The following is a 25,693-nucleotide window of genomic DNA, read 5'->3' on the forward strand; positions in this document are numbered from 1 at the left end:
AATCAAATCATAGTCGAGGCGTGAAGATCAGATGCAGGCTATGGTACGATGTGAAAAAAGGAGAGATGACCATGATTCATTATCACGCCATTGTAAAAGGACGTGTGCAAGGAGTCGGCTTTCGGTATTTTGTTCAGGGAGAAGCTGTCAATCGCGGGATGAAAGGCTGGGTACGCAACACAGATGAAGGTCATGTCGAATTAAAGGTAGAGGGTGAGCAGCAGAAAGTGATTGATTTCTTAGAGACTGTCCGGAAAGGAAGTCCTTTTTCAAAAGTCACCGACATGCAAATGGAGCCGCTCACTGAGCTTGCTCATTATAAGGATTTTCGAATACGGTCATAAAAAAACCTAGCTCTCGCTAGGCTTTTTCTGTCACGTGATAGGGCTTGTCTTGATAAAAATAGTTTGGTTTCACAATGGTATTGTCGTAATGCTTGTGGAATATGTGGGTAGCAGCTGGTGATACTGGGGGAATCAGCCATGTCCAGTCCCCAGTCAGCTTGCGGTCAGCCTTTTCTTCCTGCTTTTCAAACTGCTTGAATTGATGTGCTGCTGTATGGTGATCGACAATGGTCACCCCTGCTTCGCGATAAGAATGGAGAACCGCCACATTCAATTCGACAATAGCTTTATCCTTCCAAAGGGACGAATTCTTTGTTGTGTCCAGTCCTAAAAGAGAAGCGACTTTTCTCAGCATATTGTAGCGGTTTTCATCTGCTAGGTTACGTGCGCCAATTTCTGTGCCCATATACCAGCCATTGAACGGTGCAGCGTTGTAATGAATACCGCCAATCTCTAATTTCATATCAGCAATAATCGGAACCGCATACCATTTCAGTCCTAAATCACGGAATGCATCGTATTCAGGATGGGTGATCTCTACCTCTTGGACGATTTCTTTCGGAAGCTCATACAGAACAGGCGGCTGATCCTTTAGCTGAAACATGAGAGGCAGAATATCAAAATGTGTACCCTCCCCTTTCCAGCCATGGGCTTCACATAATTTTGTTAATTCAAGAGATGCCTCGTCGCCGATGATGCCATATTCCGTCTCATAGCCTGCATAACGAACGAGCTGATGATTATAAATGACGACTTCCTTCTGCCTGTTATTCTCTGGGGGAAAGATCGTGATGGACGGTTTGATTTTCCCGCCATTTGTCGCATACTCAATATGATGAAAGAGTGCCTCTTTCACCTCATCCTCAGTCTTTACATGCCGGCAGTCATGCACATGCAAAGTCGACCAAAACAAACGGCCAATGCAGCGGTTACTGTTACGCCAAGCCATTTTCGCTCCGTGAGCTAATTCCTCTAGCGTATGCGTATAAATACCTTCAGACTCAATTTCTTTTTTTATTTCATGCAGACGTGCTGCTTTCTCTTCATTTGACTTGTTTAATTCTTCATAGCATACAGAAATAAAAGCTTCTGCTTCATTCCACAACGCTTCTTGATTACTCAAACATACTCGCCTCACTTTAATACGAATATATCCATTGTAGCGGTTTCTATTAATAAATACACTCGTTTCAAACCATTTTTTATCATATCATCCGACCATTGTCCTTAGACCTTAGATGAATCAATACGTTTAAGGGTCTTTTGGAGCCATCGGACATAGCCTTTTTCTCTTTCAATTGCCCTTGTCAGCACTAAGTAATGCCCAAATTGAGCTGAATGCAGCGATTCAGCAGAAGGGTCTTCCTCTGTCAAAGCGTGCAGCTTCTGTTCCAGCATATCTACTTTCTTGGAGCGCTCTAGCAGTTGATATGCAAACAGGTCAGCCGCTTCTTTTTTGTCCATGGAGGAGATGAAAAAGGTTTTGAGCATGAATTCATCCTTTGTTGTTTCTGGAATCGGATCTTTTGTTTTTAACCACTGACGCAATTCTTCTTTTCCTTCCGCTGTGATTTGATAGACCTTCTTCTCCAGCTTTTTTCCTTGTATGTGAATATCAAATTCAATAAATCCTTCCTCTGTAAGACGCTTCAGCTCAGGGTAAATCTGACTGTGCTTCGCACTCCAAAACTGTCCAAGGGAATCCTTAAAATGTTTCGTGATATCGTATCCCGTCAGCTCCCGCTGATCTAGTAAGCCAAGAATGGCATATTTTAGTACTCTCATGATGGGCCTCCAACGCTTATTCTTTGACATTAGTATACCATAGACTTTAAAATAAACATGTAAATCACAACATGTTTGAAAAAACATCATTCTAATGAAAGAAGGAATAAACATGGATCAATTCGTTGGACTTCATATGATTTATACGTATGAAAATGGCTGGGAATATGAGATTTACATTAAAAACGATCACACCATTGATTACCGCATTCATAGCGGAATGGTTGGAGGACGCTGGGTCCGTGATCAAGAAGTAAATATTGTGAAGCTGACAAAAGGCGTATACAAAGTCTCTTGGACAGAACCAACTGGGACAGACGTCTCTCTGAACTTTATGCCAGAAGAAAAACGCATGCATGGCGTCATCTTTTTCCCAAAATGGGTGCATGAACGTCCAGACATCACGGTTTGCTATCAAAATGACTACATCGATCTCATGAAAGAATCTCGTGAAAAATACGAAACCTATCCGAAATATGTTGTCCCAGAATTTGCGGACATTACGTATATCCATCATGCAGGTGTGAATGACGAAACCATTATTGCAGAAGCACCATATGAAGGCATGACAGATGAAATAAGAGCTGGACGAAAATAAAAAAAGCGGCACGCCTTGTGCCGCTTTAGATTGTTGACAAAGGGCTAAAATGATCTTTATTTTAGCCCTTTTTTATTGAATGCCTAACGTCTTTTGAGGAAGCACGAAACGATAGACTGGCAGTTCATCACCTGCTTTTGAAGCAATAAACCCTGATGACATATAGCTGTCCTTTGATTCTGGTTCAAGGGCAAGTGACAGCAAATTGGTTTGCGGCTGTGCCGTGACATATACCTTTGTTCCTTTTGGCAACTGGCGTTTCTTGTCAACGAGTTTTGTTTCAAGCTGAATATCTGTTTTGCTCTTTTCCTCTCGCTTTGTCACCTGATAGGCTTGTACCGGCACTTTCATACCAGCCGGCAATGTGACACTTTTTAATCCTAATGTTCTGAGTTTCCTTTCTACTCCTTCATGCCTTGGAAGAATGAGATAAGCTGTCGGCCGTTCTCTTGTTAAGACGGGAACAGCATCGCTCGCACTGTGAAAGCGTACAGGAACTTGAGTCGTTTGTCCTTTCTCAATATCAACCATTTCCAGCGAGTCATTGACAGGTGTTTCGAAATCATCTTGAATGACCACTTGATCATCATCATTTGGCTGCAGTCCTTTTTTGACCAGCTTCAGCCGCTCCGTCACCATTTGCTGCTTCACCTGCTTGGCATGTTTCACCGTGGTCTCAATGATTTTTTCATGGGTGGCTACTTGTGCAGCGACGCGGCGGGCAAAATCCTCTCTTCCAATCCCAATCCCTCTGCTTTCTACAAGAAATGACAGGGCTGGCGAAAGTGCAAGGGCATTACGGCCAATTCGCGCATCCGTTCCACCTTCGTAGATGTCGATCTTTCCATCCTTTCCTCTTGTGTTTGTATAGTACAAATCGTTAGAAAACCCTTTATTCGTCAGCGTTTCACGAACTCCGTTAACATATAACTCATTTGATGTCAGCCGGATACTTTCTGGAATGTTTAAATTCTTCCCTGAAAGAATAAGCAAATCATGATATTTGAGAGCGCCTGATGAGCCGATATTTTCAAACTGCTTTTGACCCACATCGTATTCATGGGCATCAATCACCACCTCTGGCGCATACCGATTAAATTCTTGATGCAGGGCTGTCAGTTCTGGAGATTCTAATGTCATATGATCACGGTTTCCGTCTAATCCGTTTGCCAGTCTGCGGTCAAATGCATAAGAACCATCAGGATTAATTCTTGGGACAATGATGATATTGACATGATTGAGTATACGCTCTCCTTCTTCACCTGCTAATCGTTTTGCAATGACGAGAGCAGATTCACCTGAGGCTGGTTCATTTCCGTGTATTTGTGCTTGGAGCCAGATTGTTGGCTTTTTTGAAAGTGGCGTGATGGAGCGATCCTTTGTAAAGTACAGGGCCGGAATGGACCTGCCTTCAATGGATGTTCCAATCTGTTTCTGCGTGGCATATGGGCTTTTGCGGACAATGTCTCTTAAGAAAGCTTGAAGCTCTTCTTGTGTCGTAAATGCTTCTCCTTTTTTCTGAAAGGCAGGGGTATCAAAATTCTCGCCAGTCTCAGGGTATAGCTTTTTCACTGAAGCCGGCTGTTCATAACTCTTTCCATAATAAGGGGTTTCTGCATGAGCTGAAGCTGGGCTCACCATCGACAAAATTCCTGCCATGAGGCATACAGCAGCAAAAAGAATCGTGCCTTTTCGTTTGGACATGCTATCCTCTCCCTTCGTTGATTTGCATTATAAAGAAAAAAACAGCAAAAGTGTCAGTATTTTTCAAAAATAAATCTTTTGGAGGAACAGGCATATCTTTGTCTAGGGCAAATGAATGGAACCTGCCCGGCAATATGACCTAAAAAAAGTGCCTGCTCACAGCAGACACTTAATTATTTACCAGATGGAAATAGCCCCAATGAGAACGGCCACGACAGTCATAGCGACGACTGCCAGCACAGCCCATTTCATCCCAAATTTCTGATGCTGATCCAGTGATACGCCAACAAGTCCAACAAGTAAATGAGTCGATGGAACAAGTGGACTTAACATATGAATCGGTTGACCAATAATAGAGGCTCTCGCAATCTCAATTTTATCGACACCGTATGCTGCCGCTGTTTCTGATAGGATCGGCAGTACGCCATAAAAGTATGCATCATTCGGCATAAAGAAAGTAAAGATCCCGCTTGTTAATGCGACAATGACTGGAATAAAGCCGCCAAGCTGCTCTGGAATTGCAGATACAATCGAAATCGCCATTTCATCGACCATTTTCGTTCCAGTTAGAATACCTGTAAAAACACCTGCCGCAAAAATCATCGAAGCAATGGCTAAAACGTTTGTTGAGTGAGCCGCAATTCGCTCACGCTGCTGGTCCAAGTTCGGATAGTTCACGATAATCGCCACACAGAAAGCAAGAACAAATAGAACAGTTAAGCTGACTTTACCTGATACAAGCAGCAGCACCAATAACAAAGTCAGCGCCAGGTTAAACCACCAAAGCTTCGGCCGTTTAATGTCATCTTGCAGTGCCGCTGCCATTTCATTTGCATGAATCGGCTGGTCAAGTTCAATGACACCGAGACGTTTTCTTTCGGCTTTTCCAAGAAAATAAGAGACAATAATCATACTGAGAACCCCTGCACCAATGACTGGAATCATCGGGCCAAATAAAAGTGAAGGATCGACGCCAAGTGCACTCGCCGCTCTAGGTGTGGCTCCTCCCCATGGAATTGTATTCATAATTCCCATGCCAACTCCGGCAATTCCCGCTAAAATAATTGGACGGATGCCAAGCAGCGTAAATAGTGGAAGCATCGCTGTTGTTGTAATCATATACGTCGTTGTCCCGTCACCATCAAGTGCAACAAGCATCGTCAGGACAGCTGTTCCGACCACGATTTTTAATGGATCGCCTTTGACGATTTTTAAAATCTTCGCCACCATTGGGTCAAATAAACCCGCATCAATCATAATACCAAAGTACAAAATCGCAAACATAATCATGACCGCTGTTGGTGCGACTTGCTGCACGCCTTTGACAATCATGTCTGAAATTTCAGTAAAATGAAAACCTGCAATAAGAGCAAATGCAATCGGTGTTAACACCAAAGCCGTTAAAACAGACATACGTTTCGTCATAATCAAAATCATAAATACAATCATCATAAGAAATCCTAAGATCGCTAACATATTGTTCACCCCTTATTTTGTATACGCTTTCATTAATGTGTTGGTATCCCATTTCCAACCCTTTTTGTCATCATATCTGAGGTGGGAATTGAAGTAAATATTATGAATTTTAATTCTTTTTCGGTCGATAAATGCTTTTTGTTCATTTTGTTCAACCATTGGGCTTTTTGATTCCATGAAAAAAAGCGGTCTTATTCGACCGCTTGTTCTCCTTGTATTAATTGCTCATATTGCCTTAATTGATCTTCCATAAAGATCTTTGCCTCTTTGCTGTTCATATAACGACTTGTCCAGCCCTTTTGCTTTAATCGCTTTTTCCAGGACTTCGTTTTCGTCATTTTTTGAAGAAGCTGATCCCATTCACGAATGTCATGCTGACTCATTTGTTTTGGGCCCATCACACCGCGCCAATGGGAAAAGATGAGCGGAATGCCCTGCTCTTTCCATGTCGGCACATCTTCAAATCCATCTAAGCGCTGGCTGGTTGTCGTCGCTACGAGCTTCAGCCTCTTTTTTTCATAATCATGACGAACCTCTGTAATGGTAGTCGTTGCTGCATCCACCTCATGGTTAATGAGCGCCTGAAATAAATCATCTGCACTGTCAAATTTCAAAAATTGAATGCGATATGGATCAATCCCTGCCATTTCTGCTGCCCGAGCGAATGAGATTTGATCATCATTTCCAAAGTCAGGGGCAAACCCAATTTTTAAGGAATCTGGTTTTTTCTTGAGTGCGTGTAACAGCTCCTTCCCATTTGAAAAAGGAGAATCCACTGGGACTGCGACGACCTGCCACTCTTCTGCAAGAATTGCCAGCGGTGTCACATCATTCATCGTCACGTTACTGCTGCCAAGCAAATTACGGCTTAACAATAAGCTTGAATTTAAACTGATATAGTTGGCTTCTCGCTCCATCATGTATGTCCATCCTTTATCCACCGTTCCGCCTCTTTGATAAAGAATGTTCACAGGCCGTTTCACCAGCTTCTCTTGTTCAAGCACTGATTTCATCACCTGAGCCGTTTGGTCAAATCCCCCCTCTGGTACACCCGACACCACAATATATAAGGAGCTTTGCTGCAGAAAAGAATCTCCGGCCTTTTTTTCATTAAAGGTGAGCGTCATACAAAGGCAGAGCACGATAACAAAAAGTATTCCTTTATTCATCTTTTAAGACTCCGCTTGTTTGGCAGGATAATATTTCCGTTCAGGTCTGCCAATGATTCCGTATGCAAGCTCTGCCCGGCATTCCCCTGTTGTCACAAGATACTCTACGTACCGTCTCGCAGTTGTACGTGATGCGCCCATCTTTTCCCCGAGTTCTTCTGCTGTAATTCCGCTATTCTCTGATGCCATCAATGTTTTCACTTTATCCAAGGTCAGTGAATTGATGCCTGTGGGGAGATCTCTGTCATCCCTTTGTTTTGGCTCTTCCTGCATCTGCCCAAAAAACAGATCGATCATCGTTTGATTGACTTCATCCTTTGAATTGATGATGTCTTTCTTCTCTTTATATTCGGTTAAGACTTGTGCAAACTTTTGTGCGGTCACCGGTTTGATTAAATAATGAACCACTCCGTAGTGAAGCGCATCTCTTAAAAGCGTCGTTTCTGTTGCAGCCGTGATAATGATCACATCTACTTCAGGACAGCGTTCTCTTAAAAGCGGCAGCAGGTTTGTGCCGAGCTCATCAGGCATATAGACATCAAGCAAGATAAGATCAACTTGTTCCCTCTGGAGCGCCTCCCACATATCCTTTGCACTCTTTGCCTTTCCGGCGACCTTAAATCCTTCTATCTTTTGTATATAAGATTCATGAATGGCAGCGATTCGAAAATCATCCTCCGCAATGAGTACCTTAATCACCATCTATTCCCCCTTTGTGCCTTTCGGTATGTATACAGTGAAGATGGCACCGCCTTCTTTTTGGTTCGCAACTTCAATCCAGCCCCCAAGCTCGTCCAATACTTCTTTCACATTCGCAAGCCCATAGCCTCGTCCTTCTCCCTTTGACGAATGGCCTCTTGTGAAAATCTGTGACAGTTCCTCTTCATTCACTCCATCCCCTGAATCTGACACTTCTATGATAATATCAAACCCAATATCTGTGATGAACAGGTCTACCTCGCGTTTCTCCTTATTTAATACAGCTTCAAAGGCATTATCTACGAGATTGCCAATGATGGTGATAAAGTGAGATAGACTTAAATGAGCTGGGAGCGGCTCAAGTGAGCTATTTTCATCAATGTGGAAATGGACTTTTTTCTCAGATGCTTTCCCTAACTTGCCAAGTAAGATGGCTTGTATTTTAGGAGAACGAATCTGCTTCATGAGTAAATCGTGCTGACGGTTTTGCAGATGATATTCTTCTTTAATTAAGTCGATAGCTTCATCGACTTGCTTCAGCTCAAGCAGACCTAAGATGGCATACAGCTTATTTGAGAATTCGTGCGTTTGTGCCCTCAGGTCTTCTGAATATTGGCTGACCTCTGTTAATGTATCCAGCAGTTTCGTCAGCTCTGTTTTCTCCCTGAAGCTCACAATCCCTCCGAATACTCGATTGTCCTGCATTACTTTTTTCACATTTAAGACATAGGTTTTATCATTGACGACGGTTTCGATGTTAGGTTCAATCGTCTCTGCCTTTAAATAGAGAAGAAGTTTGGCATTTGGCAAGACTTGATCAATATGAAGTGGCAGCTCTGATGAGACGCGCAGCATATGCTCAGCTGATATATTCATCATCGTAATCGCGCCTTTCTGGTCAAACGCAATGATCCCTTCTTTTATAGCGAGCAGCATCGCTTCTCTTTCTCGATACAACGAAGCAATTTCATGCGGCTCAAGCCCTAATGTATCTTTGCGAATACTCTTCGTTAAAAAAATCGCACCAAATATGCCCGGCAAGAGCACAAGAAGGGCAATATAGCTAAGTTTCAATAGCTGATGAGCTGTCGCTTGATCGATTTCTTTTTTTAAAAATTCGACGGTGACTGTCCCAATAATTTCTTCATGTCCTTCTGTTTCTTTCATAATGGGTGCACTGCCTCTGACAACGGTTTCACCATTAGAATCATCAGTTGATATGGAGGTTCCTCCAAATAAGAGGGTACTTCTTCCTTCCGAAACACTGATGGTTTTCCCTACGTCCTCATGATTCGTATGAACAAGGACCTTTCCTTTTCGATTGGTAATGAAGATGGCATGTGCTCTTACTTGCTCCTTCATTTGCTCAAGCACTGCCTGTTCTTCATTTTGGGACGCTGATAGAGCCACCGATGCTTTAATGGGCGGCATATATGATATCGTTCTAGCGGTCTGCACCGCCAGCTGTTCAGCTTGTCCCTGCCTTTCTGATGTCTGCAGAAAACCAAAACAAACGGTTAATAACGCAATGACAACAAGCAAAAGCCCGATAATTAACCCCAAAATTTTCGTTTGTAAAGTAACTTTCCTTTTGCCCATCCTCACCGCCACAACCCCTAATTCAGTAGATTCACCCGAATAGACTCTAAGAAAATGATATCATTTTTTCTTACGAAGTTAAGAGAAAATTCTTTCAAACAAAAAAGACGACTCAAAATCGAGTCGTCCCTGTATGCCTATTACGTGATCGATAAACCAGCACTCGCATAGCCTGCTACGGTATTCACTAAGGATAGACCTGTAGCTGATGCGGAGAATACAACCAGCAATCGTGTTTCCGGTGTGACTGGTACATTTAGACCAGTTGCAATACCGTTTGCAATCGCACCCAGCGTTAAAACCCCGGATAAGGCTGGAGCTAATGTGACGCTTGCTACTTGGGTAAAGCTGTTATTCGGTGTTGGTGAAGCAAACAGACTAGCTGTGACAGTAATACTCGTGCCAAGCAAAGAAAGAGCAGCTGTCGTACTGAAATAGCCGGCAAATGATGTGATCGTTCCAGCTCTTGGAACTGAGAACGCCATGTTCAGCAAGGTCCCTGCAGCGCCTGTTAAATCAATCACTCCGCCTAAAATACTGACACCTGTCGCTGAGCTGCCAAATCCGATCAAACTGGATGTTCCAACAAGACCGCCTGCAATTGTTGTCAGGACAGCAGGTGTACCTGATGCAAACGGAATGATCGCACTTGATCCTGTCACTCCTGTTGGACCTGTGGCGCCTGTTGCTCCTGTACCTGTGACTCCGGTAGCGCCTGTTGCACCGGTTACACCCGTTGCGCCTGTCGCTCCAGTCCCTCCTGTAACTCCCGTGGCTCCGGTTAAACCTGTAATACCCGTTACACCGGTCGCTCCTGTGACACCTGTTGCTCCGGTAACGCCTGTTTCTCCCGTTGCTCCGGTCGCTCCTGTGACACCTGTTGCTCCAGTAACGCCGGTTAATCCAGTTGCTCCGGTCGCTCCTGTGACACCTGTTGCTCCAGTAACGCCTGTTTCTCCCGTTGCTCCGGTAACGCCTGCTTCTCCCGTTGCTCCGGTTAATCCAGTTGCTCCGGTCGCTCCGGTAACGCCTGTTTCCCCCGTTGCTCCGGTTAATCCAGTTGCTCCGGTAACGCCTGCTTCTCCCGTTGCTCCGGTTAATCCAGTTGCTCCGGTAACGCCTGTTTCTCCCGTTGCTCCGGTAACGCCTGTTTCCCCCGTTGCTCCTGTAACTCCTGTTGCGCCGGTGGCTCCAGTTGCTCCTGTGCCAGTAGCTCCGGTTGGGCCAATTTCTCCTGTGACGCCAGTAACTCCGGTTGGACCAATTTCCCCCGTTGCTCCTGTAACTCCTGTTGCTCCCGTCGCTCCTGTACCGGTTGCACCTGTAACGCCTGTCGCGCCTGCGGCGGCTAATAACGTATAATCTGGTGACGTATCTGGTGTGCCTGTTGGTGGTGCTGTGTTCACGATATAGGTTCCACCTTCATACGTCACGACTTGACCTACTGGATATGTTGGGGCTGCCGCTGGATCAAACGCTGTGACTCCGGCTAGGCCGACTCCCGTCGCTCCTGTAATCCCTGTTGCGCCCGTCTCACCAGTTACCCCAGTTGCACCTGTGACACCGATTGCTCCCGTTGCTCCTGTAACTCCTGTTGCGCCGGTGGCTCCAGTTGCTCCTGTGCCAGTAGCTCCGGTTGGGCCAATTTCTCCCGTCGCTCCCGTGACACCTGTGGCTCCGGTTGGACCAATTTCTCCTGTTGCTCCTGTGACGCCAGTAACTCCGGTTGGACCAATTTCCCCCGTTGCTCCTGTAACTCCTGTTGCACCGGTGGCTCCAGTTGCTCCTGTGCCAGTAGCTCCGGTTGGACCAATTTCCCCCGTCGCTCCCGTGACACCAGTGGATCCGGTTGGACCAATTTCTCCCGTTGCTCCTGTGAAGCCAGTGGATCCGGTTGGACCAATTGCTCCTGTTGCTCCCGTGACGCCGGTGGCTCCCGTTTCTCCAGTTGCACCCGTACCGGTAGCACCTGTAACGCCAGTCGCGCCTGCGGCGGCTAATAACGTATAATCTGGTGATGTATCTGGTGTACCTGTTGGTGATGCTGTATTCACAAGATATGTTCCACCTTCATATGTCACTACTTGCCCCAATGGATATCCTGGCGCTGCTGCAGCATCATACGGTACGACTCCAGTTAAACCCACACCGGTGGCTCCTGTGGCTCCAGTTGGACCTGGATCTCCTGTGACACCTGTTGGCCCTGTACCTGTTTCCCCCGCTGCGGCTAATAATGTATAATCTGCCGACGTATCCGGCGTACCTAATGGCGGTGCTGAATTGACTACATACGTACTGCCATCGTATGTCACCACTTGGCCTACTGGGTAGGTTGGTGCTACTGCTGGATCAAATGCCAAGATGCCTGTTAAACCTACGCCTGTTGGACCTGCTGGACCTGCTGGGCCTGCCGGACCCACTGGACCCACTGCACCCGCAGGACCTGCTGGGCCTCTTCTTCCTCTCCCGCCTGGCGGACCTTGAATCACACAAACACAAGGATCTTTTCCGCAGCAAGGATTTTTCACTGGTTTCCTAGGCTTTTCTGATTTCCCTTTTTTACAACTATCACATTCCCAGCCATCATCCTTATACGCATCATACCAGCTTCCTTTTTGGTAGTGGTCTGTCGAATGAGTTGGATATGTCTTACCACATTGCCTACATCTTTTCATGGAATCACCCCCATCCATCGTATTCATCATGACTTGGAAAGGTGTATGTACACTTTTATTTTTTTAAATAATTAAAAAGACCTTGCACTTTATGCACAAGGTCCTTCTTTCATTAAAGTCTCATCGTCATTTTTAAATCTTTTCCTACCATACTATAATCCATATCTACCGGCCGGATGGCTTCTTTTAATGTTTTCGTACCTTCTCCTTCAAAGAAAGTAGGTGCATCTTTCCCTCCAATTAATAAAGGTGCCATATAAATAATGACTTCGTTCACAAGTGACGCTTCTAAAAAGGATGCGCTCACACTTCCTCCCGCCTCTACAAGCACCGACATCACAGAACGCTTTTTCAGCATACGTAACACCGCATGAAGATCTGTCCGATTTTCTCCGCTTGTGACAAATACTTGATGTCCTTTTTGCACCAGTTGATGATATTTTTTTTGATCGTACTTGTTTGAGGTACAAATAATGGTTTCTGCCATATGATCATTTAAACATTTCGCATGAAGCGGAATCCTTAAGGTGGAATCTAAAATGACACGAATGGGCTGTGTCACGATTGAATCTTTCACAATAAGACCTGCATCATCTTGAATAATGGTTTCGACGCCTGTTATCACAGCATCTGCTTCTTGACGTAATTGCTGCACTTCTTTCCTCGCTTCTGTTCCTGTAATCCACTTGCTTTCTTGATGAGCTGTTGCAATTTTCCCGTCTAATGAAATGGCTGTTTTTAATATGACATAAGGAAGGTCTGATTGTATGGAATGAAAAAAAGGAAGATTTAAGCTGTCCGCTTCCCGCTTACATATCCCTTCTTCTACTTCTATCCCTGCTTGTTTCAACATCGTGACCCCTTTACCTGCTACAAGTGGATTTGGGTCTTGAGTAGCAATGACCACACGTTTCACCCCGCTCTTTATAATGGCTTCTGAGCAAGGACCTGTTTTCCCATGATGCGAACAAGGTTCGAGCGTCACATACAGATGAGCTCCCTTCGCCTTTTCTCCTGCCATTTGCAGCGCATGAATTTCAGCATGCGGTTCGCCCGCCTTCATGTGAGCACCAATTCCAACGATCTCACCTTTTTTAACTACCACTGCTCCGACAAGCGGATTTGGCGAGGTTTGTCCTTTCATGGCCTTTGCGTTGGCAATCGCTAGCTTCATATAAAAAACATCGTCTTTCATGTAAGTCTCCTTTCCTCTCTTTCAAGGGAAAGAACTCCTTCAGGAAATGAAGGAGTTCTATTCTCATGTGCTATATTTTTTCCATCCGTTTCTTTTCAGATCGATCATAGTAAGGCAAGGAATAAAAAAGTTTATAAGATGCTCGTTGTTTACAAAAACAGCATTTGCGACATTCATATTTATTAATGAGGAGCACATGCGGACAATTGAGTACAGACAGACCTTTTTTCATATGTTCCTTGCAAACACTTATCATGAGAATCCCCCGCTTACATTCTTTTTCTTAATGAGAGATTACTTCTTTCGGAAATTGTTCAAATAAGCGTAGTACTTCGGTATGCGTCCCATCTTCTCGAACGTGATAAATCCCGCCGTCATATGAGCTTGCATATACATCATTGCCTAACTGTCTGATGGCACTAATCCCATTTTGGGCAATTCTAATTGGGCCGGTGTTGACATCAAGCTCTGGATTCCACACAACGATATAGCCCCAATAATCACCGCTTACAATATAGCCAGAGTCTGTAACTGTGACCGATTTAATCGAATACTGGTGTTCGTTATGCTGGTCTAAAATTCTTCCTGTATGCAAATCAAACAATCTCACATTCTTGTCACGGCTGACAATGGCGATACGGTCTCGTTTACTATCAATAAAGACATCATTTAACAGCTCTGTCGCACCGATGTATTCCGCTTTTAAAGACAAACTCTTTTTATCTAAAAGACAGATGGTTCCTTCAACTGCTGCTGTGATGATATGATCTCCTTCTACCTTTAATGCTTTGACCGCACAATCGTGTGCTTTGGAACGGCCGATTTCCTTTAGGTGTTCTGTCGAAATGACATGGACATATCCGCCGTAAGTTCCAATATAAAATTGACGATCCTCCTCGTGGAAATACACGCTGTTGACCGGACCTGTGTTGAGATCAAACGAAACCATTTGCTGTAATGATTCATGAACAATATGCACTTGACTTGCATGGTCTCCCCACGCATAATAGCTTCCATCCCGTGCAACAGCTACTCCATTTGTTAAAACGCCCGTCGATTTGGCAATTTCAATCCCGTTTTTTCTGAATTTTCCATCATCGGATGCGGTAATAATATCACCCGCATCAGTCAGCGCAATATCATTGATAGATGGTGTCGCCATTTCGATCTCATCTGATATGACTTTGCCCTTTTCGATCGACCATTCACAATATGTTTTTCCAAAGCTGGCTCCTAGTATTGACTTCTCATCCTCTGTCCAGACAAGCGAGCGCTCCCACTGATATTTATGAGGCAGCAGCGTATCGACTAAATCACCTGTTTCATAATTCCACAGCTTAATTAAATGGTCGTAGCCTGCTGTCAGCAAGTAATTGCCGCTTGGAGAAAAATTCACGCGCTTGACGCCCTGTAAATGGGCTTTGATGATTTTCTTCTCCTGTAAAGTAGCTGCATCGTAAATAATAACGGTGCCATCATCTCTTCCAAGTGCGAATACTTCTTTTTGATTGCTGCCGCTGATCGTATCCAGCTCATAATCAAACGGGCCGATTTCCCCTACAATTTCTCCGGTCTCATACAGCCATACAAGGACATATCCATCATCACCTGTTGTATAAGCTTTATCACCATGTATCCATACAGCTAATACATCTTTGCTATGGCCATGGAATTCTCTTAAAATAGCGCCCGTTTCAATATCCCAGACTAAGCATCTTCTATCTCTGGACACGGATACAAGCAAAGTATCCTGCTTCGCAAAAGCAACGGCTTCTACATCATCTGCATGACCAAACAACGTGCGGATTCGGGCATGTGTGCCTGTATCATACAATTGAATCGTATAGTCTGACGATGCACTCGCTAAATACTTTCCGTTTTCAGAAAGAGATAAAGAGTTAATGATATGCTCGTGACTGCCAATAAACGTTCCTTCTCCCGTCGCCCGGTTCCACTGATAAATACAGCGGTCATAGCCGCCAGTGTAAACAATTTGGTCGTGCTGAGTTGATAAAACAGATGTAATTGGTCCTCTATGCATGGTTTTACACTCCCACCTTTATATGTTGTTTTTGACGAGTCACTAAACGAAAACCAGTAAATCGAAAAACGGGATCTGGGTGCTTCCCGTGTCTTCTTGCGACTCTGCATAAATCTCCGCCTCTTGCGAAGGAGCCGCCTTTTAAAATGTAGTAATCACTTCCTAGTGTTTCCGTTAAATCATCGACGACCTCGATGCCGCCTTCATATACGTGATATTTGGTGTTGACCCATTCCTCGACGTTGCCCCCCATATCATAAAGACCAAATAAGGATCGGCCCTTTTCGTAATGACGGACAGGCGTCGTTTTTTCAATATTTGATTCATGTGTATTGCAGTAAGAAGGATCAAACTCATCTCCCCACGGGTATTGATTTCTCGTGTTTCCCCGGGCAGCATACTCCCATTCTTCTTCAGTAGGAATCGAAACATCAATCCCAAGTTTCCCGCTCAGCCACTGACAGAACGAGAAGGCTTCCTCAATGTCCATACCCCAAGCTGGATGATCTTTTCCCCCGCCAAGCTCTTCGTTCGTTAAACTCTCCGGGTATGTCTGGCCTGTTTCATCACAATAGCTTTGATACAGTTCATTGCTTACGACCGTATCTGAGATAAAAAATTCGTTGATATACGGCTGATAGGAAGGAAATTCTTTGTACAGCCATTTTTGAAATTTTTTCTCCCGGCCATAGGTTGGATTGAGCAGCTTGTCCTTCCAGAATTCTGATGCCTTTTTCATATCTTCTTCATTACTTCCAATCGTTGCATAGCCGCTTGGGATTTTAATCCAATTGATATCAGGTTTCACGCTTTTCTCCCGCCTTCTTTCAATAAACTCGTCTATTGATTAATTAATTTCTTCTCATCGACCATATGCCCTGAGGCTGCTTTTGCCTTTAAATAGGCTTCATTGTAGAGAGAGGCTTCGACCGTATGATCAAACCGCAAAACTGGAAGACCGTAAGCTGCAATAGAATCGACTTTATCTGGATTGTTCGTTAGTAAATGCAATGGTTTCCCTTTGTTTAAATAGTGCAAAACAGCTGCTGCTTCCTCGTAATGTCGATCATCATCCCCGCATCCGATCAGGCGGTTGGCTTCAAAAGTATCCAGCTGCATTTCCTGTAATTTATACGTCAATGCTTTTGCCATCAGCCCAATAGACCGCCCTTCTTGATTGGCCATATACACAAGCATGCCTTTTCCATAATCGGTGATTTTCTTCAGCGATAACGCAAGCTGTGGACCACAATCACATTTCAGTGACCCAAACACATCCCCTGTTTGGCAGACACTATGGATTCGCACAAGCGGCGGCCGTTCATTTTCAAAGTCGCCAAATAAGAGACAAGAGGAAAAGGTTTGCTGCGCAGTACTCATTTGGACAATAGATTCGATCGTTGGCTTTGTATCCCGTTCAACAGGCGCGAAGGCATACCACTTAAATGGCACTTCTTCATGTTGAATGGAAATTGGCAAATTCACAGGCCCCACGAGCAAATAGTGTTTTTCTTGAAAGGTAAAATGATGAATCATTGACTGTAATTCATCTACAAACTTGTTCATTTGTCTCCCCCCTATTCATCACTGCACCCAAATCGACTCCCATAGCGCAGTGATGGAGTGATGAATATGTGTACGCACTCCCTCAGCCTGTGTGTTCCCGCAGAAGGAAATGGATGTGCAGTGTCTCTCATCGTTTTAGACCTTGTCCTTTTCCAGTACAAAGGAGCAGAAATCTTGGTTCATATGCTTTATTTTCTGTCAGAGCAGCAAACGCCCTTGATTGGCAGTCGCTCTTTCTTACCATGAACACCTCTGCTAGCTTTGAATCATTCACCTTTGTACTAGATTTTGACGGCAATGACATGATGCTGGCTTATTCCGGCCTTCGCTTGTAGTGGTGATATGGATACAAGCTCAAGACCTGATGTACAAATTTTTTCTCCAAGCTGAGAATCTGAAAATGAAAAATGGAAACGGCCATCTTCTCCGATTAATCCTGTTTTCCACTGCTCTCCCCAGACAACAAGTGAAAAGACACCGCCTTCATGAAGTAAAGAAGAGACCTGTTTTAAATAACGTTCATGATCATCAGGATGTTGATGATGAAAGCAGCCATGATCTAAAATTAAATCAAACTGCATCCCGCGTCCCTGATCCATGGACCACGACATAAAATCTTGATGAACAAAGTGGACAGGAACCGTTTCTCTTTTCTGTAACCCTTCCCACTCCTCATGCTCATACAGGTCGATACCGACATATGCGGAAAGCCCGCTTAAATGTTCAAGTGCACGGCCGTTGCCGCATCCGATATCCAGCACAGAAGCAAGTGCATTCTTTTCTCTTGAACGCCATGCCTTTAATGACATCACTGCTGCGTCTGTTAAGGATGGATCAGTGGACCACATATCTGTTCTTTGCTCATAATGCTCTTGGAATGCCGTGCGCATCTTTTCTAAATAAAGCCCACTGTCTTCATGGTACAAAGCCTTTTTCATCATGAAACCTCCTTCAATTCACAATCTTCTTTTCGGGCAAAGGTGGTTTTCAAGCCAAAAACCTTATGTTAAAATGAAAGATGGATTTTTTAGGAAAATCTGTTTTTCTGAAAAAGGAGAGAAGCATCCCACATGTTCACTCTTCTTTTTCAGCATTCATCCTCATATGCAGCCGTTCGAAGGCCGCATCGCCTCAGCTTGTTCTCTCTTTTTTTCATATGAGTTCACCTCCTTCACCGTTCGATCAACTCACAATTTTCATTGAAACCGCTTTCTCTTTTTTATAAGGACTTAACGTCTTTTGAATATCTCTTGCAAAGTGCTCATAGTAGAAAGATCAATCTACTGTTTAGAATGGCTATCATTTTTTCTTCAAGTAAACGACGATTTGCTCTGTTTTAGTAGACGTTTTTTTCTAACAAGCTTTTCTTTTAAAGGCGCTTACGCCCTGGTTCCTGCCACCCCCTTTACTAGATTATGCTCCAAATAAACCCGCCAGAAATTTAACAACTAATTCCATAACGACTGGATTAAGCCAAATATATTGTTTTTAGTTTATTTTGTCAACAAATTATTTCCTAAACATTAAAATGAATTTTCTAATTGAAAATACAGGTATTTTTCGTGGTTTTTTGACCTCAAAACACTTATTTCTACATAAAAATACAATTTAAACCAATAGAACTAAGAAATTTATCTACTAAATTACACAAGGTTTTTATTTAATTTTAATTCAAAATAGAAAGATACAATGATTATTTCCCGAATGGTTTTTTGTGATATTCCGACTATTTTTTTCTGATTCCCCATGATTTTCTTTGGTATAACTGCATTTTCAATTAGAGGGTTTACTATTTATTCCATACTTCAGTATTTATTTATTATAGTAAAAAAGATGTGTGTCTCTCCTTCAGACATGGCGGCATGAAAAAAAGCCCCTTACAAAAGTAAGAGGCTTTTTCAGCTGGCGTTTACGCCCAGTTTTTCACTTTTTCATGATCTGTAACAAAGAGAAGCACTTTCCCTTCATCTAAATGTTCTTCAAATGTCTCAGCTTCTTCTTTTGAGAAACCAATTTCATGAATTTTATTGCGGAGCTCATCGCCCTTTTTACTAAAGATGTTCCCAACCGCATGTTTGAGTCCAACTTCTCTTGAGCCAATCGTATTGGCATCTGCATTATTTGCAATACGCTCTGTTCGATCATCGTCATGGGACAGAACATAAATGTCCTCTCTTGCAACACCGAGTGCCTTTAATTGCTCTACATCTTTTTGAAGTGTTTCATCATTTGAATACTCTCTTACAACAGGTTTCATTTTATATTCCTCCTTTAACGTCTTACGAATCTTTTACCCGTCACTTTTGACATTAAACCTTCCACGAGCACATCCAATTTACATGTTGTACTGACCGTGCCTATTGGCTTATTTTTGACAAAAAGCCCGTAAAAATGACTAAATTTTCTGAAATATCGTGTTCATTCCTGTGGATTTGTTGTACAATTCTTATACTGGAGGCTAGAAATGAGGGAGAGCTGATGTATTACTTTTCAGCGGAGCAGCAGTTTAATGCTTGGGTTGTCAGTGATTTGGTGAAACAGCTTTTTCAAAAGTGGAATCCTGAAGAAGCAAATACAAAGCCGCTTACATTGTTTGCCGAACAGCACTTTCGCATCTCCATTGATTATCTCTTTTCCATCATTATTAACATTGGAGATATCGAGTCAATTGAACAAGATCCACAAGACCTGTTGTCCTCATACTTGAATATCCTTTTCCCTTTTGTGACGCGCGATATGATGAAAGCCTCCATGCAAAATGCAAACGAATATTTGTTAAAAGAACGTGATGCGGATGTGTATCAGCTGTTTGGCTGTCTCCCGCCGCTCCTCTCTGTATCTTTTCAGAAAAAGTAGTCCCCTTCGATGAGATGGCGGCTGCTTTTTTGTGTGTGTTTTGAAAAGACCGTATGTTTTGAACGAAAAGAAGCATCATGTTAATGTAAATCTAGGCTGTAAGTGAAAGGGAGGATTTGACATGAGTCAACAAAAGCAAATTCAATTAGCTAAACGTCCAAAAGGATTACCTACAAAAGATGTTTTTCATTTTGAAACAGTCGATATACCTGTGCCGCAAGATGGAGAGGTCTTGATTCAAACGAAATATGTTTCTGTAGATCCTTATATGAGAGGGCGAATGCAGGATACAAAATCCTATACACCTCCGTTCAAGCTAAATGAAGTGATTCAAGGCGGTGTTGTCGGAGAAGTCGTTGAGTCGAAATCGCCTCAATTTGAAAAAGGTGATTTTGTCCTTGGATTCCTGGGCTGGCAAGAATACTCCACTGCCAAAGCTGAATCACTGACTAAAATTGATCCGTCCATTGCGCCATTGTCCTATTATTTAGGGATTTTGGGCATGCCAGGGCAAACCGCTTACTTCGGCCTGCTTGCGATTGGCCAGCCAAAAGAAGGCGAGACGGTTGTCATTTCTGGAGCCGCAGGTGCCGTTGGTTCCGTTGTGGGACAAATCGCTAAGATCAAAGGCGCACACGTCGTGGGAATTGCCGGATCTGATGATAAACTCGCTTATTTAAAAGAATTGGGCTTTGATGAAACGATTAATTATAAAACAACAAATGATTTAGATGATGCGATTGCAAAAGCCTGTCCTAACGGCGTTGATGTGTACTTTGACAATGTAGGCGGCGAGATTTCAGATGCGGTGATGAATCATTTAAACCGTTTTGCACGCATTCCAGTGTGCGGCGCCATTTCTTCTTATAATATTAGCGCAAGCGAGGACATCGGACCGCGTGTGCAAACAAAACTCATCAAAACAAGCGCATTGATGCAAGGCTTCATCGTTGCCAACTATTCAGATCGTTTTGGAGAGGCAGCGAAGGATCTCGCACAATGGGTAAAAGAAGACAAACTCACATATAAAGAAACAATCATTGAAGGCTTCGACAACATTCCTGATGCATTCCTTGGACTATTCAAAGGGGAAAATGTCGGAAAACAGCTTGTCAAAATTTCATAACAAAAAAGGACCCTCCATGTGGGAGGGTCCTTTTCTTATGCCTGCTTGGGCGCAAGGTGCAGCTGGCCTTGCTTATACACAATTTCTTCAAGCGAAAGATTCAGCTTTTTCGCCATTTTTTTCAGCATTGATTGCTCTTGAGGTGTAACAAGACTGATGACTGCGCCTTCTTTTCCAGCGCGTCCGGTTCTGCCTGAACGGTGGATGTAGCCCTCTTCATTTGGCATATCTGCATGAATGACATATGGCAGATCATCAATATCGATTCCTCTTGCTGCAATATCTGTTGCAAGAAGGAGCGGAAATTCACGCTGTTCAAATGATTTTAAAATTACAGCACGCTCAGCTTTTTTTGCTTCACTATGAAGGACACCAAGGTCGACATGATGATACGCTAATTTCTCTGCATAAATGCTTAAGTTCGTAATGTCACGCACAAAAACGAGCGCCTGCATGTCCTCAAGCCGTGATAGCTTTTGCAGCAGTTTCACTTTGTCACGCTGATCACATAACAGATAATAGTGACCCACTTTCTGCGCTTCTTCCTCGCTTCTAGCAATTTTCAATACTTCTGGTTCAGATGTCATTTCTTTGATCAGCTGAACGGTTTCTTCTTTCAACGTTGCAGAAAAACAAAGGATTTGTCTTTCTTTTAATGTGGACTTAATGATCCCTTGGATCGTTTTCATATGCTCAGGCACAAGAAGCTGATCTGCTTCGTCTAATACAATCGTTTTGACTTCATGCATTTTCAGTTTCTTGATTTTGATTAATTCTTGTACTCGGCCCGGTGTCGCCACAACGATGTTCGGATGTTTCTTTAGTTTTTCTTGCTGCTTCTTGATGTTCGCTCCACCAATCAAGGAAACCGCTTTGATGTCTGATCCTTGTTTGAACTCTTGCACGACATCAAAGATTTGCATCACAAGCTCTCTTGAAGGTGCCAAGATTAAGACTTGGGGATGCTTGATATTGACATCAATTTTATTTAAAAGCGGCAGTACATACGCAAGTGTCTTCCCCGTACCAGTTGGTGATTCTGCGATCACATCACGCTTCTCCGTAATCCACTCTGCTGTTTTTTCTTGTATAGCTGTTGGTTTTTCGAAGCCAGCCGCTTGAAAGTTCTCTTGAATAAATGGCTTAGCTTCTTTCAAAAATGCCCAATTTTCCGTCATGTCGATCTCCTTTATCCTCATTCAATCTATCCTTTAGTATCTCAAAATCAGCTTTGAAACGCAATTTTTCTTTTGATGCTTTTATCGAGCCGGACAGTTCGATATAATCATGAGAGGCACTAGCCGTTTTGAATCTATTTGAGGTGTAAAAAATGATATTATCTGTTAAAGATTTAAGTCATGGCTTTGGTGACAGAGCCATTTTCCACGAAGTGTCCTTCCGTTTATTAAAAGGCGAGCATGTCGGCTTAATCGGCGCCAACGGTGAAGGAAAGTCAACGTTTATGAATATTATTACTGGCAAGCTGGAGCCAGATGCAGGAAAAGTTGAATGGGCGAAAAATGTCCGTGTCGGCTACCTTGATCAGCATACCGTGCTAGAAAAGGGCAGAACGATCCGTGAAGTCCTTCAGGATGCATTCCATTATTTATTTTCCATGGAAGCCGCGATGAATGACATTTATGGCAAAATGGGTGAAGCCGATCCTGATGAGCTGGAAAAGCTGTTAGAGGAAGTTGGCGTCATTCAGGACGCACTGACAAACAATGATTTCTATATCATTGATTCTAAGGTCGAGGAGATTGCAAGAGGTCTTGGGTTAACGGATCTCGGACTGGACCGTGATGTGACGGAGCTCAGCGGCGGTCAGCGTACGAAGGTGCTGCTAGCGAAATTGCTGTTAGAGAAGCCAGAAATTCTCCTTCTCGATGAGCCGACCAACTATTTGGATGAGCAGCATATTGAGTGGCTGAAGCGTTATTTACAGGAATATGAAAATGCGTTTATCCTCATTTCACATGATATCCCATTTTTAAACAGTGTCATCAACTTGATTTATCATGTTGAAAATCAAGAGCTCACGCGCTATGTTGGTGATTACGACCAATTTAAACAAGTGTACGAAGTCAAAAAGCAGCAGCTTGAAGCGGCCTATAAAAGACAGCAGCAGGAAGTGGCTGAACTAAAGGATTTTGTCGCAAGAAACAAAGCACGTGTCAGCACAAGAAATATGGCGATGTCCCGTCAAAAGAAACTGGATAAGATGGATATGATTGAACTGGCAGCAGAGAAGCCAAAACCAGAATTCCACTTTAAACCGGCACGTACTTCTGGGAAACTGATTTTTGAAACGAAAGATTTAGTCATCGGTTATGATGAACCACTCTCTCGCCCATTGAATTTAAAAATGGAACGCGGGCAAAAAATTGCGTTGTACGGCGCTAACGGTATTGGAAAAACGACGCTGCTCCGAAGTCTTCTTGGTGAAATCACACCTATCTCTGGTGAGGTGGAACGTGGAGAATTCTTGCATATTGGCTACTTTGAGCAAGAAGTAAAAGAGCAAAACAGCAATACTTGTATTGAAGAAGTGTGGAGCACCTTCCCTTCTTACACGCAATATGAAGTCAGAGCCGCTCTTGCAAAATGCGGATTAACGACAAAACATATTGAAAGCCGTGTGTCTGTTTTAAGCGGAGGAGAAAAAGCAAAGGTCCGTCTTTGCAAGCTGATCAACGAAGAAACCAACTTACTTGTTCTCGATGAGCCGACAAACCACTTAGATGTCGATGCAAAAGAAGAACTAAAACGCGCGTTAAAAGAATATAAAGGCAGCGTCTTATTGATTTCTCACGAGCCTGAATTTTATCAAGATGTGGCAACTGAAACTTGGAATTGCGAATCTTGGACGACAAAAGTATTATAACGACAAAAAGCCTTATATCTTTTGCAGATATAAGGCTTTTTTCTAATTAATGACCTGCTTGGATATTCACTAAATGCTTACGTCCAAGGAGCAGGATGATCATGCCTAAAAGAACAACAGCAGCCCCGACATAGTAAGGTGTACTTGCTGTATAGGATTCAGCGAGAACTCCGGCAATCCAAGGAGCAATCGCGCCCCCAATAAACCGTACAGCACTGTAAGAGGATGAAGCAATTGAACGTTCAACCGGTGCTGATCCCATCACAGCTGTCGTGAGCACCGTATTGATCATACCGAGAATTCCCCCAGCAATGACAATTCCGCAGATCACGATCACAACATGAGCCGTCCATACCCCAATGCCGAATAAAATCACAGCAAACGAAGCAAACAGAACCACAAGCGAGGTCAATGTCCCAAGCTTGCGATGAATGACCGGCGCTGAGAAGACGGATGTCACTGCCAAAAATAGCCCCCATCCAAAAAAGACATAACCAAGTCCATGCTCATCAAGATGGAGCACAAATGGCGAATACGCTAAAAGCACAAAGAAACCAAAATTGTATAAGAAAGCGGCAGATGCCATCGTTAAAAGTCCTTTATATTTTAATGCTCCGACAGCCTCGAAAAATTTCACTTTTTTCTGCGGCTTTTGCATAGGTGGAAGCATAAAGGTAATCGCTAAAAGAGCAATAAGCATTAACACGGCAACGCCAAAGAAAGGCCCGCGCCAAGAAATTGTTCCAAGCTCACCGCCAAGCAGCGGCCCAACCGATATCCCAAGACCTAGTGCTGCCTCGTATAAAATAATGGCCTTCGCACTTCCTCCAACAGACACACCGACAATGACAGAGAGTGCAGTTGAAATAAATAAAGCATTCCCAATGCCCCATCCGCCTCTAAAGCCAATTAATTCATTAATCGTTGAAGAAGTACCTCCTAATGCAGAAAAAACAATAATAAAAATGAGTCCTACTAATAACGTCCATTTCGCACCAATCCGACTAGAAATAAAGCCGGTAAAAAACATCACAAAGCCGGTCACAAGTAAATAACTTGTAAATAAAAGAGACACCTGGCTTGGAGATGCATGTAACTGCGATGCAATGGCTGGCAGGATCGGATCCACGAGTCCTATTCCCATAAACGAAATCACACACGCAAAAGCAACAGCCCAAACGGCTTTTGGCTGCCTAAGCAGACTTGTACGCTGTTTCAACACTTCTTCTTCCTTCATTCCATCAGAACCTTTCCTTCAAATGTTGACAAAATAAAATAAACACGCAGAGGTGTTTATTCAGATTGTTGACAAAGGGCTAAAATGATTTTTATTTTAGCCCTTTGTCTTCTTTTCAGCGTGGTAGAAAACCTTTGCAGTCTAGGAAGAACGAGCACTGGCGCGGAGCGAATTTGACATTCGTGAGCACCAGCGCGCAGGACTGACAACGAATGCGAGGGTTTGTCTACACGCTGAAATAAACACGCAGAGGTGTTTATTTTTGTAATTGCTCAATTGCATGAGCCGCTCTTTCTTTCATCGCTTCAAGATCCTTTTTAAAGGATTGAATCGTTTCAAGCTTTTTTGTAATCAATTGATGCTGGATAGCCAACTGAGCATCAATATCTAACAGCTTCTCTAATCGTTCCTTCGGATCAAGCGACAGCAAGTAACCTTCTTTATTGAGCTCTAGCTGCTTTCCGATTTCCATAAACGATTGAAGCTCCTGTAAAGAAAAGCCGAGTACCTCTTTTGCCTGCATCACTTTCTCTAGCTCTTCCATGTCGTCTTCTGAGTAAAGTCTGACGCCGCCCTCTGTCCGCTTTGGTGCTGATAATAAACCAATCTCTTCATAGAAACGAATCGTCCGTTTTGTCAGTCCGCTTCTTTTCGCCACTTGATCAATTTTCATCCATTCCATCGCCAGTGCCTCCTGCTCATCAATTCATGTTTTATTATACACCTTTATAACCTTAAC

22 protein-coding genes are annotated in these 25,693 nt (G+C 43.4%); 5 read left to right on the forward strand and 17 right to left on the reverse strand.

Translation table 11 applies throughout. From position 1 onward, the window contains the following. Window positions 1-71 precede the first annotated feature (71 nt). Window positions 72-344 (forward strand): acylphosphatase, encoded by a 273-nt coding sequence (locus tag NSS92_RS10680; protein ID WP_267587971.1) that lies wholly within the window; start codon window positions 72-74, stop codon window positions 342-344. A 16-nt stretch (window positions 345-360) separates the two neighbouring features. On the opposite strand, the gene NSS92_RS10685 is transcribed toward NSS92_RS10680, so the two are convergent. Both NSS92_RS10685 and NSS92_RS10690 read right to left on the reverse strand, forming a co-directional pair. Then, window positions 361-1,467 carry a nitric oxide synthase oxygenase gene (locus NSS92_RS10685; RefSeq protein ID WP_267587970.1) on the reverse strand — a complete coding sequence of 369 codons (1,107 nt, stop codon included), beginning with the start codon at window positions 1,465-1,467 and terminating at the stop codon, window positions 361-363. Window positions 1,468-1,571: 104 nt separating this feature from the next. Further along, the gene (locus NSS92_RS10690; protein WP_267587969.1) at window positions 1,572-2,129 is read right to left on the reverse strand and encodes a PadR family transcriptional regulator; all 558 of its coding nucleotides are present in this window, start codon (window positions 2,127-2,129) and stop codon (window positions 1,572-1,574) included. Between the two features lie 112 nt (window positions 2,130-2,241). Between NSS92_RS10690 and NSS92_RS10695 the strand changes: the two genes are divergently transcribed. After that, window positions 2,242-2,727 carry a phenolic acid decarboxylase gene (locus tag NSS92_RS10695; protein ID WP_008341777.1) on the forward strand — a complete coding sequence of 162 codons (486 nt, stop codon included), beginning with the start codon at window positions 2,242-2,244 and terminating at the stop codon, window positions 2,725-2,727. 72 nt (window positions 2,728-2,799) lie between these two features. On the opposite strand, the gene NSS92_RS10700 is transcribed toward NSS92_RS10695, so the two are convergent. The 12 genes from NSS92_RS10700 to NSS92_RS10755 all read right to left on the reverse strand — a co-directional run bounded on the left by NSS92_RS10700 (window position 2,800) and on the right by NSS92_RS10755 (window position 19,108). Beyond that, entirely contained in the window at window positions 2,800-4,431 is a 1,632-nt protein-coding gene (locus tag NSS92_RS10700) for a M14 family metallopeptidase (RefSeq protein ID WP_340867811.1), read from the reverse strand. Window positions 4,432-4,608: 177 nt separating this feature from the next. Next, entirely contained in the window at window positions 4,609-5,907 is a 1,299-nt protein-coding gene (locus NSS92_RS10705) for a citrate:proton symporter (protein WP_340867813.1), read from the reverse strand. A gap of 191 nt (window positions 5,908-6,098) precedes the next feature. Beyond that, entirely contained in the window at window positions 6,099-7,076 is a 978-nt protein-coding gene (locus tag NSS92_RS10710) for a tripartite tricarboxylate transporter substrate-binding protein (protein WP_340867815.1), read from the reverse strand. Window positions 7,077-7,079: 3 nt separating this feature from the next. Further along, window positions 7,080-7,775: a response regulator gene (locus NSS92_RS10715; protein ID WP_025092679.1), complete on the reverse strand. Its 696-nt coding sequence runs from the start codon at window positions 7,773-7,775 to the stop codon at window positions 7,080-7,082. Window positions 7,776-7,778: 3 nt separating this feature from the next. After that, window positions 7,779-9,374, reverse strand: a complete 1,596-nt coding sequence (locus tag NSS92_RS10720; RefSeq protein ID WP_340867816.1) for a sensor histidine kinase — start codon at window positions 9,372-9,374, stop codon at window positions 7,779-7,781. A gap of 140 nt (window positions 9,375-9,514) precedes the next feature. Next, window positions 9,515-12,049 carry an exosporium glycoprotein BclB-related protein gene (locus NSS92_RS10725; protein WP_340867818.1) on the reverse strand — a complete coding sequence of 845 codons (2,535 nt, stop codon included), beginning with the start codon at window positions 12,047-12,049 and terminating at the stop codon, window positions 9,515-9,517. A 112-nt stretch (window positions 12,050-12,161) separates the two neighbouring features. Beyond that, window positions 12,162-13,244, reverse strand: a complete 1,083-nt coding sequence (ribD, locus tag NSS92_RS10730) for a bifunctional diaminohydroxyphosphoribosylaminopyrimidine deaminase/5-amino-6-(5-phosphoribosylamino)uracil reductase RibD (protein ID WP_267587960.1) — start codon at window positions 13,242-13,244, stop codon at window positions 12,162-12,164. Window positions 13,245-13,527: 283 nt separating this feature from the next. Further along, complete coding sequence (locus NSS92_RS10735) at window positions 13,528-15,285, reverse strand: WD40 repeat domain-containing protein (RefSeq protein ID WP_340867820.1); 1,758 nt, start codon at window positions 15,283-15,285, stop codon at window positions 13,528-13,530. 4 nt (window positions 15,286-15,289) lie between these two features. Continuing rightward, complete coding sequence (locus NSS92_RS10740) at window positions 15,290-16,093, reverse strand: formylglycine-generating enzyme family protein (protein ID WP_251217055.1); 804 nt, start codon at window positions 16,091-16,093, stop codon at window positions 15,290-15,292. Window positions 16,094-16,125: 32 nt separating this feature from the next. Then, window positions 16,126-16,851, reverse strand: a complete 726-nt coding sequence (locus NSS92_RS10745) for a GTP cyclohydrolase II (protein ID WP_034282729.1) — start codon at window positions 16,849-16,851, stop codon at window positions 16,126-16,128. A gap of 281 nt (window positions 16,852-17,132) precedes the next feature. Then, window positions 17,133-17,789, reverse strand: a complete 657-nt coding sequence (locus tag NSS92_RS10750; RefSeq protein WP_087978292.1) for a class I SAM-dependent methyltransferase — start codon at window positions 17,787-17,789, stop codon at window positions 17,133-17,135. Between the two features lie 971 nt (window positions 17,790-18,760). Then, complete coding sequence (locus NSS92_RS10755; protein ID WP_034282732.1) at window positions 18,761-19,108, reverse strand: general stress protein; 348 nt, start codon at window positions 19,106-19,108, stop codon at window positions 18,761-18,763. Between the two features lie 221 nt (window positions 19,109-19,329). Between NSS92_RS10755 and NSS92_RS10760 the strand changes: the two genes are divergently transcribed. Beyond that, the gene (locus NSS92_RS10760; protein WP_039177083.1) at window positions 19,330-19,707 is read left to right on the forward strand and encodes a YfmB family protein; all 378 of its coding nucleotides are present in this window, start codon (window positions 19,330-19,332) and stop codon (window positions 19,705-19,707) included. A gap of 121 nt (window positions 19,708-19,828) precedes the next feature. Further along, entirely contained in the window at window positions 19,829-20,833 is a 1,005-nt protein-coding gene (locus tag NSS92_RS10765; protein WP_041108604.1) for an NADP-dependent oxidoreductase, read from the forward strand. Between the two features lie 35 nt (window positions 20,834-20,868). On the opposite strand, the gene NSS92_RS10770 is transcribed toward NSS92_RS10765, so the two are convergent. Continuing rightward, entirely contained in the window at window positions 20,869-22,011 is a 1,143-nt protein-coding gene (locus NSS92_RS10770; RefSeq protein ID WP_024426644.1) for a DEAD/DEAH box helicase, read from the reverse strand. 152 nt (window positions 22,012-22,163) lie between these two features. Between NSS92_RS10770 and NSS92_RS10775 the strand changes: the two genes are divergently transcribed. Continuing rightward, window positions 22,164-23,717, forward strand: a complete 1,554-nt coding sequence (locus tag NSS92_RS10775; protein ID WP_024426645.1) for an ABC-F family ATP-binding cassette domain-containing protein — start codon at window positions 22,164-22,166, stop codon at window positions 23,715-23,717. Window positions 23,718-23,763: 46 nt separating this feature from the next. Here NSS92_RS10775 and NSS92_RS10780 read toward each other — a convergent pair whose 3' ends face one another. After that, window positions 23,764-24,954, reverse strand: a complete 1,191-nt coding sequence (locus NSS92_RS10780) for an MFS transporter (RefSeq protein ID WP_340867836.1) — start codon at window positions 24,952-24,954, stop codon at window positions 23,764-23,766. A gap of 256 nt (window positions 24,955-25,210) precedes the next feature. Continuing rightward, window positions 25,211-25,636 carry a MerR family transcriptional regulator gene (locus tag NSS92_RS10785; RefSeq protein WP_142946385.1) on the reverse strand — a complete coding sequence of 142 codons (426 nt, stop codon included), beginning with the start codon at window positions 25,634-25,636 and terminating at the stop codon, window positions 25,211-25,213. Window positions 25,637-25,693: the final 57 nt, after the last annotated feature.

The sequence above is a fragment of the Bacillus sp. FSL M8-0166 genome (assembly GCF_038008825.1).
In the GTDB taxonomy this organism is placed as follows: Bacteria; Bacillota; Bacilli; order Bacillales; family Bacillaceae; genus Bacillus; species Bacillus safensis.

What these genes read in the sequence shown, in the direction of transcription:
- NSS92_RS10680 (WP_267587971.1), top strand. Translation starts at nt 72, where the DNA reads ATGATTCATTATCACGCCATTGTAAAAGGACGTGTGCAAGGAGTCGGC.
- NSS92_RS10690 (WP_267587969.1), bottom strand. Translation starts at nt 2,129, where the DNA reads ATGAGAGTACTAAAATATGCCATTCTTGGCTTACTAGATCAGCGGGAG.
- NSS92_RS10695 (WP_008341777.1), top strand. Translation starts at nt 2,242, where the DNA reads ATGGATCAATTCGTTGGACTTCATATGATTTATACGTATGAAAATGGC.
- NSS92_RS10700 (WP_340867811.1), bottom strand. Translation starts at nt 4,431, where the DNA reads ATGTCCAAACGAAAAGGCACGATTCTTTTTGCTGCTGTATGCCTCATG.
- NSS92_RS10705 (WP_340867813.1), bottom strand. Translation starts at nt 5,907, where the DNA reads ATGTTAGCGATCTTAGGATTTCTTATGATGATTGTATTTATGATTTTG.
- NSS92_RS10710 (WP_340867815.1), bottom strand. Translation starts at nt 7,076, where the DNA reads ATGAATAAAGGAATACTTTTTGTTATCGTGCTCTGCCTTTGTATGACG.
- NSS92_RS10720 (WP_340867816.1), bottom strand. Translation starts at nt 9,374, where the DNA reads ATGGGCAAAAGGAAAGTTACTTTACAAACGAAAATTTTGGGGTTAATT.
- NSS92_RS10725 (WP_340867818.1), bottom strand. Translation starts at nt 12,049, where the DNA reads ATGAAAAGATGTAGGCAATGTGGTAAGACATATCCAACTCATTCGACA.
- ribD (WP_267587960.1), bottom strand. Translation starts at nt 13,244, where the DNA reads ATGAAAGACGATGTTTTTTATATGAAGCTAGCGATTGCCAACGCAAAG.
- NSS92_RS10735 (WP_340867820.1), bottom strand. Translation starts at nt 15,285, where the DNA reads ATGCATAGAGGACCAATTACATCTGTTTTATCAACTCAGCACGACCAA.
- NSS92_RS10745 (WP_034282729.1), bottom strand. Translation starts at nt 16,851, where the DNA reads ATGAACAAGTTTGTAGATGAATTACAGTCAATGATTCATCATTTTACC.
- NSS92_RS10750 (WP_087978292.1), bottom strand. Translation starts at nt 17,789, where the DNA reads ATGAAAAAGGCTTTGTACCATGAAGACAGTGGGCTTTATTTAGAAAAG.
- NSS92_RS10755 (WP_034282732.1), bottom strand. Translation starts at nt 19,108, where the DNA reads ATGAAACCTGTTGTAAGAGAGTATTCAAATGATGAAACACTTCAAAAA.
- NSS92_RS10760 (WP_039177083.1), top strand. Translation starts at nt 19,330, where the DNA reads ATGTATTACTTTTCAGCGGAGCAGCAGTTTAATGCTTGGGTTGTCAGT.
- NSS92_RS10765 (WP_041108604.1), top strand. Translation starts at nt 19,829, where the DNA reads ATGAGTCAACAAAAGCAAATTCAATTAGCTAAACGTCCAAAAGGATTA.
- NSS92_RS10770 (WP_024426644.1), bottom strand. Translation starts at nt 22,011, where the DNA reads ATGACGGAAAATTGGGCATTTTTGAAAGAAGCTAAGCCATTTATTCAA.
- NSS92_RS10775 (WP_024426645.1), top strand. Translation starts at nt 22,164, where the DNA reads ATGATATTATCTGTTAAAGATTTAAGTCATGGCTTTGGTGACAGAGCC.
- NSS92_RS10780 (WP_340867836.1), bottom strand. Translation starts at nt 24,954, where the DNA reads ATGAAGGAAGAAGAAGTGTTGAAACAGCGTACAAGTCTGCTTAGGCAG.
- NSS92_RS10785 (WP_142946385.1), bottom strand. Translation starts at nt 25,636, where the DNA reads ATGGAATGGATGAAAATTGATCAAGTGGCGAAAAGAAGCGGACTGACA.